The sequence below is a fragment of the Sphingobacterium hotanense genome, from assembly GCF_008274825.1.
Lineage (GTDB): Bacteria > Bacteroidota > Bacteroidia > Sphingobacteriales > Sphingobacteriaceae > Sphingobacterium > Sphingobacterium hotanense.
In genome coordinates, this window is record NZ_CP030848.1 from 137,814 (window position 1) to 151,957 (window position 14,144).

At 47.9% G+C, this 14,144-nt stretch carries 7 protein-coding genes; 3 read left to right on the forward strand and 4 right to left on the reverse strand.

Features of this window, described 5'->3' with window-relative positions:
• Positions 1 to 8 precede the first annotated feature (8 nt).
• Both DSM08_RS00665 and DSM08_RS00670 read left to right on the forward strand, forming a co-directional pair.
• Positions 9 to 1,586, forward strand: coding sequence for a PKD-like family lipoprotein (locus tag DSM08_RS00665; protein ID WP_149524325.1), 1,578 nt, complete (start codon positions 9 to 11; stop codon positions 1,584 to 1,586).
• Positions 1,587 to 1,634: 48 nt separating this feature from the next.
• A complete protein-coding gene (locus tag DSM08_RS00670) occupies positions 1,635 to 2,783 on the forward strand; it encodes a TlpA disulfide reductase family protein (protein ID WP_149524326.1) in 1,149 nt (382 codons plus the stop codon).
• A 1,503-nt stretch (positions 2,784 to 4,286) separates the two neighbouring features.
• On the opposite strand, the gene DSM08_RS00675 is transcribed toward DSM08_RS00670, so the two are convergent.
• On the reverse strand, positions 4,287 to 4,946 hold the full coding sequence (locus DSM08_RS00675; protein WP_149524327.1) for a response regulator: 660 nt from the start codon (positions 4,944 to 4,946) through the stop codon (positions 4,287 to 4,289).
• Positions 4,947 to 5,547: 601 nt separating this feature from the next.
• On the opposite strand from DSM08_RS00675, the gene DSM08_RS00680 reads away from it, so the two are divergent.
• Positions 5,548 to 5,886: a nucleotidyl transferase AbiEii/AbiGii toxin family protein gene (locus tag DSM08_RS00680; RefSeq protein WP_149524328.1), complete on the forward strand. Its 339-nt coding sequence runs from the start codon at positions 5,548 to 5,550 to the stop codon at positions 5,884 to 5,886.
• 941 nt (positions 5,887 to 6,827) lie between these two features.
• Here DSM08_RS00680 and DSM08_RS00685 read toward each other — a convergent pair.
• The 3 genes from DSM08_RS00685 to DSM08_RS00695 are packed head-to-tail and all read right to left on the reverse strand — an operon-like array spanning position 6,828 to position 14,028.
• Positions 6,828 to 9,131 carry a TlpA disulfide reductase family protein gene (locus DSM08_RS00685; RefSeq protein WP_149524329.1) on the reverse strand — a complete coding sequence of 768 codons (2,304 nt, stop codon included), beginning with the start codon at positions 9,129 to 9,131 and terminating at the stop codon, positions 6,828 to 6,830.
• The gene (locus tag DSM08_RS00690; RefSeq protein WP_187773928.1) at positions 9,118 to 10,548 is read right to left on the reverse strand and encodes a RagB/SusD family nutrient uptake outer membrane protein; all 1,431 of its coding nucleotides are present in this window, start codon (positions 10,546 to 10,548) and stop codon (positions 9,118 to 9,120) included. Before DSM08_RS00690 ends, DSM08_RS00685 begins: the two co-directional genes overlap by 14 nt.
• 24 nt (positions 10,549 to 10,572) lie before the next feature.
• Positions 10,573 to 14,028 carry a SusC/RagA family TonB-linked outer membrane protein gene (locus DSM08_RS00695; protein WP_149524331.1) on the reverse strand — a complete coding sequence of 1,152 codons (3,456 nt, stop codon included), beginning with the start codon at positions 14,026 to 14,028 and terminating at the stop codon, positions 10,573 to 10,575.
• Positions 14,029 to 14,144 lie beyond the last annotated feature (116 nt).

The following is a 14,144-nucleotide window of genomic DNA, read 5'->3' on the forward strand; positions in this document are numbered from 1 at the left end:
TTAAAACAATGAATTCTATAAATACGAAAGGCAGTACTTTACTCATCATCGGGCTGGCGCTCTTGAGCGGATTGTTTGGTAGCTGTAGCAAAGACCTGGGAAATTATAATTACTCGGAAATCAGCGAACTCGCTATTTCGAACTTAGAGCAGCAATATGCGGTGCTCACGGGGGTAGATACCCTGATCCTCTCGCCTATTGTAGGGGGAGACCTGGCTAGTTCCAGCGAAGCTGATCTGGAATATCGTTGGACCTTGCGCATGCAAGGGACTAGCCGCGCAGCCGATACCATTGGCACCAGCGCGCAGCTGAAGTTCCCTGTGGGAGTGGAAAAGGGACAGTACCTCTTGGAGTTTCGCGTCAGGGATCGTAGCACGGGCATAGTTTTCAGCAAAAGAGCGAACCTTGCGGTTTCCACACCCTTTACACGTGGCATCCTTATCCTGGGTGAAACGCAGACAGGCGAGGTTGAAGCCCAGATGCTATCGATGATAGCCGATACGATTCTGATGGATGGTTTGATCAGGAATAGCGGACTAGGTCAGACACTGACAAAGCCTGGAGAGATCATGTATGGTGGAGGATTCGTGGACTCCCATAAACTGGTGTGGATCTTTACCGAGTCAGGGTCCTACTTCTTCGATCGGGAGCGCATGAGCAGTGCAAGCACCAATACCATTTCCAGCTTCCTGATGCCAACCGATCCCATTGACGTGCAACAGGAGCAGCCTATAGCTATGGCTCCGCAGATCATCAAATCTGACGGCACGATAAGCGATGAGTTCAGTCGCGCGATTGTCACCCGGACAGGAAATATCTACACGACCTCGACTTTATTGGGACAAGGTGAATTTTATAACCCCATAAACCGATTGGCCTCTGATTTTGAGCGGCTCTTGCCCGCGGCACCCTTCCTGATGTATCCACTGGGAAGCATGTCCTCCATGATGTGGTATAATCAAGAAGAGGACCGGTTTATGGCACTGGCAGGTTTTATGTTCATCGATCATTCTAGTTATCCCGTAGAGGCCGCTGGCGAGGTTTTCTCCTGGAACTTAGGAGCCCAAGGTCAGGAGCTCATCTATGCCGAGAACACTTTTAACCGGGATGGAGGCTTCGTGAATGGCAATACATTTGCCGTGGTGGGTGAAGGGTCAAAGCAGCGTTATATCTATAAGTTCCATGCGCGCGGCAGCAATCCGGTCAAGCTTGCTAGTTACGGGGTTAAAGAAATAGCTTTCAATTTCCACCAAGCCGAGCAGTATGCGTTCAGTTCGAATCGCACGGTTGTGTTTTATACCGTAAATCAGCGCCTGTTTGCGTACGATTATAATCCGGGAAACGAACGGCTCTATCCACTTGATCCCCTGCCTGGGCAGGACATCACCATGATCAAGTTCGATACGCAGCAGAACCCTGCGGAGAATTCGCTTTACATCGCGGGCTATAAGGCCGGCCAGGGCACCCTAAAGCGGTTCAATTTGGACAATAACCCCAATCACGTCGCGCTTCAGGCTGTTCCCAGCGCAGCCTGGGATGGCCTGTTGAAAATAAAAAACATCAACTGGAAAGCGGAGCGTTACTAAGGGGTAGGCTTCCCCTCTCTTGATATTATAAAACTTAAACTAAACTAGATGAGACTTAGATTCTTTATTGCGCTGCTTGCGGCGTTCCCTTGGGCGGGCTTCGCTCAAGAAATCACCTACGAGGTTCGTATCCGCACGGCAGACCCCAAACCGGGCAATATGCTGTTTTTGGTTAGGGATTTTGGATGGCCTAATCAGCAGATCATTGATAGCGCGGAGCTCCGCAGTAGCGGATACCGATTCACAGGGAGAATCGACGAACCGATGAAGCTCCAGGCCGTACTGCGCCATCAGGGAACGGAATTTCCAAAAATGAAAGATGCAGATCTGATCGATTTCTATGCTGAACAGGGTGAAATTGAAATCCGCGGGACCGATTCACTAAAAAAAGCAACGGTTAATGCCGGTGCAATAAACCAGCGTTTCCAGGAATTTCAGCACAATGCCCGCACCCACACGCAAATGTACACCCATACTATAGCGGATTTATACGGCAAGAGTACCCAGGAAGAAAGAGAATCCCCAGAATTTTCCAAGCGAGCCGCGGCCATCTTTAGAAAAATCTTTGCCGTTCAAGATTCGATCAAACGTGCGTTCATTCAGCAGCATCCGGACTCCTACGTCAGTTTAGAGCTATTTAAAGAGGTGGCTAGCAAAGATTATGATGCGACGGCGAACGTAGATCTCTTCCAACTCCTAAGCCCTCAGGTCAGGCAATGGCCATCAGCGGTACCCATTGCCTCCTATATGGCGGATCAGAAACTTCTGGCCGTGGGGAATGAGGCTCCTGATTTCCTTCAATACGATGTCGATCAAAAGCCAGTCAAGCTATCGGATTTCCGTGGAAAATACGTTCTGCTGGATTTTTGGGCGTCATGGTGCGGCCCCTGTCGCGCGGAAAACCCGGTTGTCGTGAAGGCCTACCAGAAGTATCGCGACCAAAATTTTACGGTGTTGGGGGTTTCTCTGGATGCCGAGAAGCAGAAGGCAGCCTGGATAAAGGCCATCCAGGACGACAAGCTGACCTGGACGAACGTGTCGGATCTCAAAGGCTGGAAAAATCAGGCGGCCAGCCTGTATAAGGTGAACTCGATTCCCAAGAACTTTTTGATCGATCCCAATGGCAAGATTATCGCCAGAAACCTCAGAGGGGATGACTTAGAGATTTATTTGCGTAAGTTTCTGAACGCCGATTAATATTGCGCCGGCAGAATCTGCCTGCGAACTACCGCTGGGGGGATCGCAGTGTGCGCTCACCGACCTCAGCGGGCTCCTCCCGATAGGCAGCGGATTATGGAGAAAGGACAGGGCAGGGAAAACCAAACGTCGAATTGTTTGTTCGTATTTCCGTAGCGTATTATAGTTACGCAAGCTCGTAATTTCAATAGTTAGCCCTTTTCTATGAAAAGGGCTAACGTTTTCTAAAGATAGCTGTTTTCAACGGCCTTCAAGAAGCGCATGCCTGCCAGTATTTTTATCGCCACCAGGTTCCCTTTTGCTTGGGTGGCAGTACAATGGTTGTTATTTAAAGCAACGTTTTTGTTAATTTGGCTATAGCTGTCTTGCAAAAATGATTAGCAATACCCGCAGAGATATGCAAGCTTTAATAAGCGAGGGCTTTTTTTTAAAACAACGGAACCAATCTCTAGTTAGAGACTGGTTCACGCATAAGAACATTTACTAATGTCTTGGCAGTTTTGCTAATATCCGATTTTTATAAAGAAAACAAAGAAATATGATACATTTTAATCAAACGCGTATCCCGTTTGCCTTTACGATTAACGAAAATCGGCACAGCTTTCCAGTAGGTAGAAAGGGCCGCCAGGATACTCCCAAGCTTCGTGGTCGATGCGTTTGTACAGGCGGGGCAATCCAAGATTCGGTTGCAGTAGAAACGTGCGCTTCATGATTTTCTGCGCCGGCTATTACGTACCCGTATGACGATGAAAATAGCCAATGCTATAAAAAGAAGTCCAAATAAGATTGAAAGAAACATAGCGATCGAATGATTTACAGTGTACGATATTTTTTAGTCTTTTTCGGCAGCGGAGCTATACTTTGCAAAGCGTAACCCGAGAGTCCGGCACTATATAGTTTTTTCAACCATTTAGCTCGCTTTTTCCTTCGGACCTTTTGCTTTGCATCTATTAAATAAACATTATTTGTAGTTTTCATACATCCTGCTGACTTACTAGCTGAACAAGCTATTGATCACAAAGTTCATTTTTTCTTTCTTTTGGAGCGTTTAAGAAAGATCGATTAGGGGCGGATTAAATAGAGGTCAGGACGGCGCTGTGCTGGCTCCCTGGCTCCCGAGTATGGTGCAACCCCACCGATTGGGCGTATCATAGGCATCCCGGAAATAAACTACATGATGAAATCAAGAAAAGGTACCTGCGCAAAAGCTCTTTAAAAAACGCTGCGAAAGGCGAACGTTCCAATTACGGTAGCATCTGACGCTTCATAATTATCTGGGAAGGAATGGTACAAAAAAAGCATATTCCGAGGGAATATGCTTTCGTGATATCAATTGTATGTTAAAAAAGCTGTACCTATAAGACACTTCAGGTAGAAAATAGTTCATCGATGGTTGCATTATTTTGAATAACATCCAGTTTATACGCTGGAAATACGAGTTCGCTCGCAAGCGGAAACGCTTGCTATCCAGCGGGAGGAGAACCGAAGCACCCTTATAGTATCTTATCTGAGAAGGCCTAAGCCTGTCGCCCGCTTGATCAAGACCGCCGTGTTACGACACCCAAACCTGTTGATCAGGTTTTCGCGATGACCTTCTACGGTACGGCGGGATAAAAAAAGCTGTTCAGCGATCTCCTTGTTGGTGTAGCCGTCAGCCAATAGCTGTAGTACCTCACTTTCGCGCTCAGAGAGGTCGTACTGCGGATCTGTAGCAATAGAAGATTTTGTATGTTGCTCTTGTATCGCTTGTTCGACAAAGCGCATGGATAGTTCTTCGCAAAGGTACTGCCCGCCTGCGGACGTGCGTCGAACGGCGTAGATCAGTTCCTCGGCTCCGATGTTCTTGAGTAAATAGCCTTTAGCGCCAGCGCTGAATGCTTCGGCCAGGTGCCTGCTATCATCCAACATGGTCAATACCAAGATGGGAAGATGGGGATAATGTTGTGCGAATTCCCGTATAAAGGAAATGCCACCTTTGATGGGCATATCGAGGTCAGTGATCAAGAGGTCCGCGTCAATGGACTGTTCCATAGCCTCGAACACCGCTTGTCCATTATCGTATTCTCCCACTACGCTGAGATCCGCTTGACTCTGAAGTACAAGTTTGATTCCGTTTCTAACAACATGGTGATCTTCCGCAAGGAGGATTTTCAATAGGGCCATAAGATGTCTAATTTAAACATAAAAACTGATTAGCGCAAGGGCGGATGTGGGGATTTAAGTTACGGTTCTAACTAAAGTTTGAGGTGATAGCCCTCAGTCCATGTCGCTTTTAGCTGATTCATGGAAGAAGTGGGGCCGCCCATCACTTTTGCTAAGCAGGGGCAAAATAAATCATCGATCGAACCATGCCGGCGTCGCTACAAGGACGGATAAGGAGCTTAGCGCTGTTAAATCTACTTTGAGGTCATAATTAATTTATATCCTCCCGTAATTTATTATTTGCTAGGTTGATCTCTGGGATGTATAATGGGCGCTAATTCGAGGGTTTTTGCGATAGTACAGCTATAAAAGCGATTGTCTATGCTACTTGTTCTAAGTCTTGTTAATCCGTAACTAGTTCGGGTGTGTGTCGTAGGATAGAGATCGTAGCTATGAAATATATAGCGTTTAAGAGAGTGGCTCAGAAAGGTGAGGTGGACTATAGGTGTCATTGAAAATCTAAATTTTACAGACCTCGCATTTGTTATCTGGTTATTGCTATACTTTTGGGTTTATGCATCGCTTCGGTATTGTACAAGCGTTCATTAAGAGCCGATTATAAATGATGGTAGATTTTGAAATCATTAATCAGATTAAAGCAATTAGAATCAGTTCGCTTGTCCGGGATGATCATTTTATGGACTCATTGGTGTTAAAGGGAAATGCGATCAGTATGGAGTATGGACTTAGTGAACGTGCTTCTTATGATCTGGATTTTTCCATGGAGTATGATTTTGTAGAAGAAATAAGGGTGGTGGAAACTAAGCTGAAGAATTTGTTATCGGAAGGGTTTTTAGAGAATGGTTTGGTAACGTTTGATATTAAATTAAACGCCAAGCCCAAAATGCTAAGAAGCGAGGTGCAAGAATTTTGGGGAGGGTATTATCTTGATTCAAATTGATTTCAAAAAGTAACTGGGATAAATATCACCCGGATTTTGAAAAGATCAGAAGATTAGCTTTATCTCTGAATCCAGAGCACTCTACTAAGTTTTCCATCGCTAGAAAAAATTTGACGAAGATTTAAATTGAATACGGGCAGAGAGAAGTTATAAGGAAGGGTTTTAAAGAAGGCATCGAAAAATCTCTGTTGAAAAATAAGAGGTTCAAAACATGTTGGAAATCACAGTTGAAACCGCTGAGAATCGATTATTTAAGTAGCATAAAATAGCGGTCTTCAAATAGACAAGAAAAGGGTTTATGCACATCCACATGCTGTTTTAATCGGTCGTTTTTCAGTGCGCTCCATTTAAAGCTATTTATTTTTCCATTATTACTTGGTTAAGCCAGATTCTTGTAGTGTTACTTTTTAAAATCACTTGAAGCATTTTCAAGGTTGAGTATGTGAAAAATGGGTTGCAATAAAAAGACCTGAAAACTTTTACAGGTGATTAAATACGGTAAAGTAGCTTGTTGAAGTGGGAATAGATACTTTCTATAAGTAATACCGAAGCTCTCTTATTTAACGTTTGAGGTAACCTAGGAACCGGGGACCTGACCGTTGACTTAAACCTAATCGACTATGAGGACAAAATATGCATCTGGCGGAAAAATAAGCAGAATTCATCCGGGCTTTGGTAATCGAAGCTAGGGAAAGCATAGCTGATAGCCAAGCGGGTGGTTTGTTGAATATGATCCATTTGCTTGGGATTGCTGGGGCGCTTTACGATCCAGTTTGGTTTAGCCCCTTGGCCATTGAAAAAAGCCCGCTCCGTGAGTATCGCAAAATATGATCTCTTCCGAGTGGGCTTCCTTGATTATCTGGGAGTATAAATGCAATAGACTACAGGAATGTATGATCCATCATGTATGTTGCCGGCCGATGCGACATGGAGGATACCCTTCAATCCATGCGCAATAATTTTTCGAGCATTTGATGTAACTTGTCTGTGCTGTCGGCGCCCTGAAACACTGCGATCTGATTGAAATCTTTATCAAGAAGTATCTTTGTCGGGAACATGGCAATCGAGAACTCTTTGATCGCATCAAAGCCTTCTAAACCGTCGTTGTTCAAGATCTGCGGCCAGGTAAGTTGATCGTCGGCAATTCCCTTTTGCCATTTTTTCTTAACCTCGTCAATGGGACCTGGACTTTCATGTGCGATACTGACGATCTCCAGGCCCTGTCCTTTGAACTCTTCGTAGATCTTCACGAGCTTAGGATGGGATGCGCGACATGGTAAACACCAGGTTCCCCAGAAATCGAGCAATACGTAGTTTTTTTTCCCCTGACGTAGCGCAGCAGCGGAGGCAGGTTCTTTGTTTTTTTCCAGCAGTCGTCTAACTTTAGTTGCGTAATTCGCTTTAGCCAGCGCAAGATGGCGCTCGACGGACTGCTGTAATCCTGTGAGCGACAGCGCTGCTTCGATTTCTTTAAATTGCTTGGGGGAGAAAATCCCAGCTTCGGCAGCCCGCGCTATAACCATGATGGCTTGGTCTTTCTGCTGACTATGCAGCAGTGCCTTGGCGTAACGGAAAGAACGGGAAGCCTTGAAGTGATCGGGCTGATCATTGTTCGCTTTAATGTTGTCAGCAGGGTAGTAATTCCCTTGAGCACGAAACAAGGGCGTCATATAGGCCACTATGTCTTTAGAACGCTCCTGAGGAATGTCTCTGAGATAAAGGTCGAGCAGTTTCGAATAGAGGTTGATCTGTTCGTTGCTCCAATTGGGTTCACTTTGGAGCGAGTCCAAGGGCACGCGTATTATGTGAAGGAAGTCTTCACTTTTCATGTTTTTGGACAGGGTGTCATATCCGGCAGCGATGGTGATGTCTCGCATGGCCGATGCAGTCATCTGGCCTGCCCAAGAGCGGAACGCATGAACCTTTCCTTGGCGAGCCAAATCCAGTGCGATTTCTTTCTGCATGCCGGCGACGGTCAATCCGCCATAAGCCTGATTTAACAGCACGGGTTCATCGCGTAACTGCTGGTAAATGCTCAGCTTGCGCGCTTTATCCTTGGTTTCCCTGAATTGCTTGAGCATGGAGCGTACCTGCAGGGAGTCTAGTGGGGCTCTAAGGGCTTGCTGTACGGCTTGGTGTAACTGGTCGCCGCGTAGGCTTCGCCCGATGATGCGGCCCTCGCTATCCAGCAAAAAAGATTCCGGCACACTTTGGATGCCGAATTGCTTTACGATAGGCTCATCCCAAAACTTTAAGCTAGAAACGTGATACCAAGGCAAACTGTCTAAACGGATTGCATTTTTCCAGGCTTCTTCGGATCGATCGAGTGAAATAGCAATGATGTTCAGACCCTTGCCATGAAATTTTTCGTATAGTTTTCTAAGGTTCGGGTTTTCTTCCCGGCAGGGCTTACACCAGCTCGCCCAAAAGTCTACCAGAGTAACGGTCCCTTGCGCCTTCACTTCACCTAAACTGAGCGGACGGCGTGCGGTGTCGAGCGAAGTGAAGTCTTCAAGAATAGCGCCCGGGCTTGTTTTCATACCGATTTCAAACCTGCCTCGAATCCGCTTACCTTCTGGACTTTCTTGCACTTGCGGGGATAAGTCTTGGTAGAGAGCGTACACCTGGGCGTCAGCATAATTTACGCCATCGAGCTGTTTAATAACCTGTAAAGAAACGATCGAACGGGGGTGCTCTTTGATAAATGCGATATAGCACTGCCGCAGACCTTCTTGGGCCACTTTAAACTCTTTCTCCAAAGCGGAATAGTCTTGGTTTTCGTTTTGGTTTAGCAGCTGCTGTGCTTGAATTCGGATGTTAACCATCTGATTGATAAACGGTTTTGATTGCGCTTGTAACTGCTCATATTCTAGCGTAGCAAGCGGACCCGTAATCGCGGCTGTTTTTAGGGAGTCAGGATGTTTTAAGGTGACCTTCCCTTGAGCCGCAAGAAACCGCCGGCTATCCTTTTTTTGAGAACTCGTGGGGCTATCATAGTAAATAGCAAATTCAGTAGGTTGCTCTAGGTATGCTTTATAAAGCAACTTTCCCTTGCTGACTGGCACCGTATCGGTGACGGCCTGTTGACCTTCGCCATAAATCACGACAACATGGCGAGAAAGGGGCCAGTTTTTGAATTTCCCGACCAAGGTGAAGTTGGGCTTCTGTGCAGCCGCTTGAAGCGACACACACAGCAGTCCCACAATCAGTCCGGTAAGTGTTATGTATAGTTTAGTAACCTTCATTTTGAGTAAGTTTGTTGTTCGTTTGTAAATCGTTTTCAGGGATAGGAAGAAATTGATCAGTTTGTGCTATATCCGGCTTGCGGCCTTGGAAGAATGTCGTCAAGGGAACGCCCGATCGCTTGGCATCAAACCAGCGATGCCCCTGTTCGCTGAAGAGTTCACGAAGCCTTTCCTGCTGGACGTAAGCAAGCACCTGCGCCTGTGACGCTTGCGGATGGGCGACCGAAAGGAGCCGGAAATCGGCATCGGCCTGATCCGATGCCCCTGCACGTGCGCGAATTGCGTCTATATCCCCGATCGCCTGCGGAAGTTTATTTTGTTGCGCGTAGGCCTCGGCCCTAATTAAATATAGCTCCGCCAAACGCAGCGGTGTAGTAGCCTCCTTTACGGCACCAGGTTCTGCGTTGCCGGTGACCCACAATTTACGCGGAGCTCGCGTTCCTATTCCGGAGCCGCTAGTGCCAAGCTTTGTCCACAGCGCTAAACGCTGATCATCGACGCTGAACTGATCGAGCAGAAATGGAGATAACCGATAGGTCCCGTTAGCATAGTTGGCGTAGTTTCCCGACATCGTGGCTGCCTCGATCGAGTATAGGTTTCCTCCTGGGTTCGCCAGCTGCCATATCGCTTCTTTGGATGCTGCGGTAAAGACCGTGCGCAGGGTTTCCAGGACAAATGCCTCATTGTCGATTACGGCACTGGCGTGTTGGGCAGCCAGTGACCAATCTTTTTGATAGAGATAGACCCGGGCAAGCAGCGCGTCTGCGGCCGCCTGGCTCGCGCGGTAGCGGTTTCCTGCTTCCGGGGCAGATGCGGTCATGGCCGAAATCGCGTACTGGAGGTCAGACACGACCTGCTTATAGATGCTTTGTTGGTCGGAACTTGCTAGCTGGGAATTTTGGTTGTAATCCGCCGTCAACGGCATAGGGATGTCGCCATAGATGTTGGTTAGGTAAAACAGCGAAATTGCGCGGATAAAATATGCTTCCCCCAGCAAGTTGTTGCGAGTAGGTTCATCGAGCGCCGTGCTCCGCTTGACTCCCTCAATGAAGCGATTACTCTGGTAGATATAGGAATAAAATGAAGACCATATGCCCGATACGGTAGAGCTGAGGGAATTCAAATTGTTCTCCAGGAACAGTTGCTGTTCTTGGGAAGGTCCGGCATGGATCAATTCATCCGATGCCAAGCCGAAATTGCCGCCTATGACCGCCAAAAACGGATTGACTTTGAACGAAAAGCCCCCGGTGGTCATACTCTGGTAAATTCCACGCAAGGCGGCCTCGGTGCTTTCTTTGCTTTGGAACACTTTTTCAGCGTCGTATACGCCAGCCGGAATTTTCACCTCCAGGCTTTCTTCGCAACCTGATGCGAAGAATAGCATAGATATAGCAATACATATTTTCAATATTCTCATAGTCATTTGGTAATAGGTTAAGGGTTATAGATTCATCTGCAGACCCACCACATAGGTGCGCAGTGGCGCCAACTTCTGCGTGTAAATGGTCTGTGGATCGCTACCGCGGAAAGGGGAGTAGGTAAAGAGGTTCTGCCCTTGTAGCATGACGTTCAACTGGCGTACCCCGACTTTATTCATCCATTTGCCGGGGAGACTATAGCGTAATTCCACGGTGCGCAAACGGGCGAAAAAAATGTTCTCCCATTTTGCGTCACTGGAGGAACTGGCATAGTTGCCCACCAGCGAATTGGATGCTGAACTAATCGTAGTGAATCGCTGCACATCGGTCTCATCGCCCACTTCTCGCCACCTGTTGAGCACGTAGCGGGGCATATTCCTAATGCCGCCCACGGGGCTTGTCCCTGCGAGCGAACGCCAGTTCTGCATCCACTGTTTAGTGAAGTTGAAGAAGAAGCTGAGCGCAAAATCTTTATACCTGAAATCGTTTTGCAATCCGCCATAAAACGCAGGTTCGCTGTCGAAACCGGACCGCAGATCACCATTGATGTTAACAATCTCATACTTTCCGCTGCCATTTAGATCCTCCACGGAGTACAGCCCTGTGGTGGGATCCACGCCTAGGAAGTGACTCGCGAAGACCAGATCTAACGGTCTGCCTATGACATATTTTTTTGCGTAGGTGCTGTTCTCCAGACCTGGATATGCAATGAGTTTGTTGGACGGGAGCGTCAAGTTAAACGATGTGCGCCATTCAAAATTTGAAGACGCGATGTTCTTGCTATTTACGGTGAGCTCCAGTCCTTTGTTTTGTACCACGACGCCTGTTAGGTTTGCCGTGACCGATGAAAAGCCTGTGGAGTAAGGCAATGCATACTGCACCAAAGGATCGCTTGATCTGTTGCGGTACCAGGCTGCGCCAAAGATAATCCGATCTTTTAAGAATCCGAGTTCTACGGCGACTTCGAGCTTTTTGTTCCTCTCCCAATGCAGGTCAGGCTTAAAGAGCGAAGTGGGGGAAAGGGCCAGCTGCTGATCATAGGTTGGCCCCCATGGGTCCGAGCCATATAGATCGCGATACTTGTAGTCTCCAATTTTATCATTTCCGGTCACCCCGTAGCTTGCCCGGAGTTTTCCGAAACTCATCAGCTCCGCGAATCTGGTAAAGAAGTTCTCGTTGCTGAAGATCCATGCGCCGCCGATCGCACCAAAATTGGAGAATCGGAAGTTCGGACCGAAGCGGCTTGAGCCATCCCTTCTTCCAGACAAGTTTATTAAGTATTTGTTGTGCAGGTTATAACTCAAACGGCCAAAAGCAGCCGTATACTTGTACTCATTGTCGGAGCTGCTGGGGTTGCTAAACCCTGAGCTGGGGATACCGATTAAGGTGCCTAAGAAATCGTCACTGGGGTAATCCTTGATGGTAAAGTTCATCCTGTCGCTACGCTGCGCTTGCCAGGTTCCGCCGAGCAATCCGGTAAAAGTCCCGAACGTGGTCGACTTTTGGTAGTGCAGCTGCGGTTCAAATATAAGGCTGTGATATTCTGTCTTGCCAAACTGTGACATGGCCGAGCGCGAGTCCATGGGGTTCTGCGCGGTCAAAGGCGTGTTGCGGAGCTCATCGGTTAGGATCCGATTGTAGCCGACGCTTGCCTTTAGCTCCAGGTTTTCCATAAATTTGTACCCCAAAAGGGCGCTGGCGATCAGGTTAGTGGTTTTTGCGGAATAGGTCCTCAACAATTGCGCCAGCGGATTGTCGGTCTTTCTCCCTCCTTCATTCCACGCCAGCGACCCGTCTGCTTCAAACAGTTTAATATGTGGCGGTAAGGTGAGGTATTGCGAGAGATCGGCGCCCGGAGCTTGGTTGTGGGTAAAGGAATAATTTCCGCGGAAATCTGCGATGAAACGCTTATTGGCCGACGTGGTTGAGACGTTGATAAATCCGTTTGTCCGTTTATTGGGCGCTAGGTCAGTGATATTCGGAAAAACATCGGACTCTTTGAAATAAGATCCGCCAAGGTTAAACCTGGTGAGCTCGTTGCCACCGGATATGGATCCCTCGATGTTCGAGTATGCCGATCTGCCGCCGATGAGCTGATCGACTAACCCCACCCGCGTGGTGTCCCAAAGCAATAGGTCATAAGCGTTACTGCTGGTCATTTCGATGCCGTCGTTGGCGAACGCTTCGCGGCGCATCATCAAATATTCCGGCGTGGTCAATAAGTCGGGCTTCTGTGCCTTACTGAATCCCGTTACTGCTCTTACATGAATGGAAAGGCCGTCTGTTTTCCCTCTTTTGGTCGTAATGATAATCACTCCCGATGCCCCACGACTTCCGTAGATAGCCGTCGCATCAGCATCTTTCAGTACATCGATACTTTCGATATCGCCGGGGTTGATGGTGGCAAAGGGACTAAGGCCATGCGTGCCCGTGCCCGATATAGCTGAAAGCAAATTGTTCAGATCCTCGTTCCCACTGGCCAGTGGAATCCCATCGATAATGATTAATGGGGATTCTCCGGCTCCTAGATCTGGGTCCACCTGCGTGCGTCCGCGGATCTGTAAGTTGACCGTAGAGCCTGGAACGCCGCTACTTTGGCTGACGATCATCCCCGGAACGCGCCCCTCCAGCGCAGCCATAGGATTCATCACGGGGGAACGGCTGATCTCCTCTCCGCTGACCGTAAAAACGTTGCCGGTATTTAGTCGTTTGGAGGTTTTGCCGTAGGCGATTACTTGCGTTTCATCGAGCACCGACGAGCTCGCTGTCAGGGTAACGCGGATGTGCTGCTGGGAAACGCGTAGATGCTGCGTATCATAGCCTAGGTAATGAACGGAGATCTCCGCTCCCAACGGTACGTCAATCAGCACAAACCCGCCCTGAGCATCGGTGATGGCTACTTTTTTGCCGCCTTGGTACTTGACCGTAGCACCGCTTAGCGCTCGGCCATCGCCGTCCAGTACGCGTCCGGTAATGGGCTGTTGGTCTTCTCTATCGGGCCGGACGTTTCCCTGGGTACCAGTGGCTGTTTCGGTGCTGGGCGTGCTGGCAGCTACCGGGCGCGCTTCAATGAAAAGCAGTTGATCCTGCACCTTGTAACGTAGCGGTTGACCATCGAATATCTTCTTTAGTGCGTCTTGTAGGGATGTGGAATTGAGGTTTATGGTCACCGGTGTAGCTTTGTTGATCGCCTGCGCATTTGCCACATAGGCGAGCCCACTCTGGCGTCTCAGTTCTTTTAGCACATTCACGAGTGGTTCTTCGTGCGCTTTTATAGTTATTTTCTGTGAGTATGCGACAGTGAATGCCGTCATGGTCAGCAGTATTATAAGGCTGAATGTTAATTTCATGATCGTCAATAAAAGACTTAGTTGTTTGGTGCGCTGCTTTTGCTCTGGCTCGCACAAATCCCGCGTTTTCATATGTAATGGATTGAGATACCCCTGTAAAGCTTGGCACTGCTTAATGCGATGTTGCATTTGCAGGCCATATGAACTACATTTGTATCGGTTGGTTAATAGCTGTTGATCTGAATATAATCGTGTGTTAGCCACCCTATTGTTGCCGGAACTGTTAGCGCAGTTTCGGTTTTTTT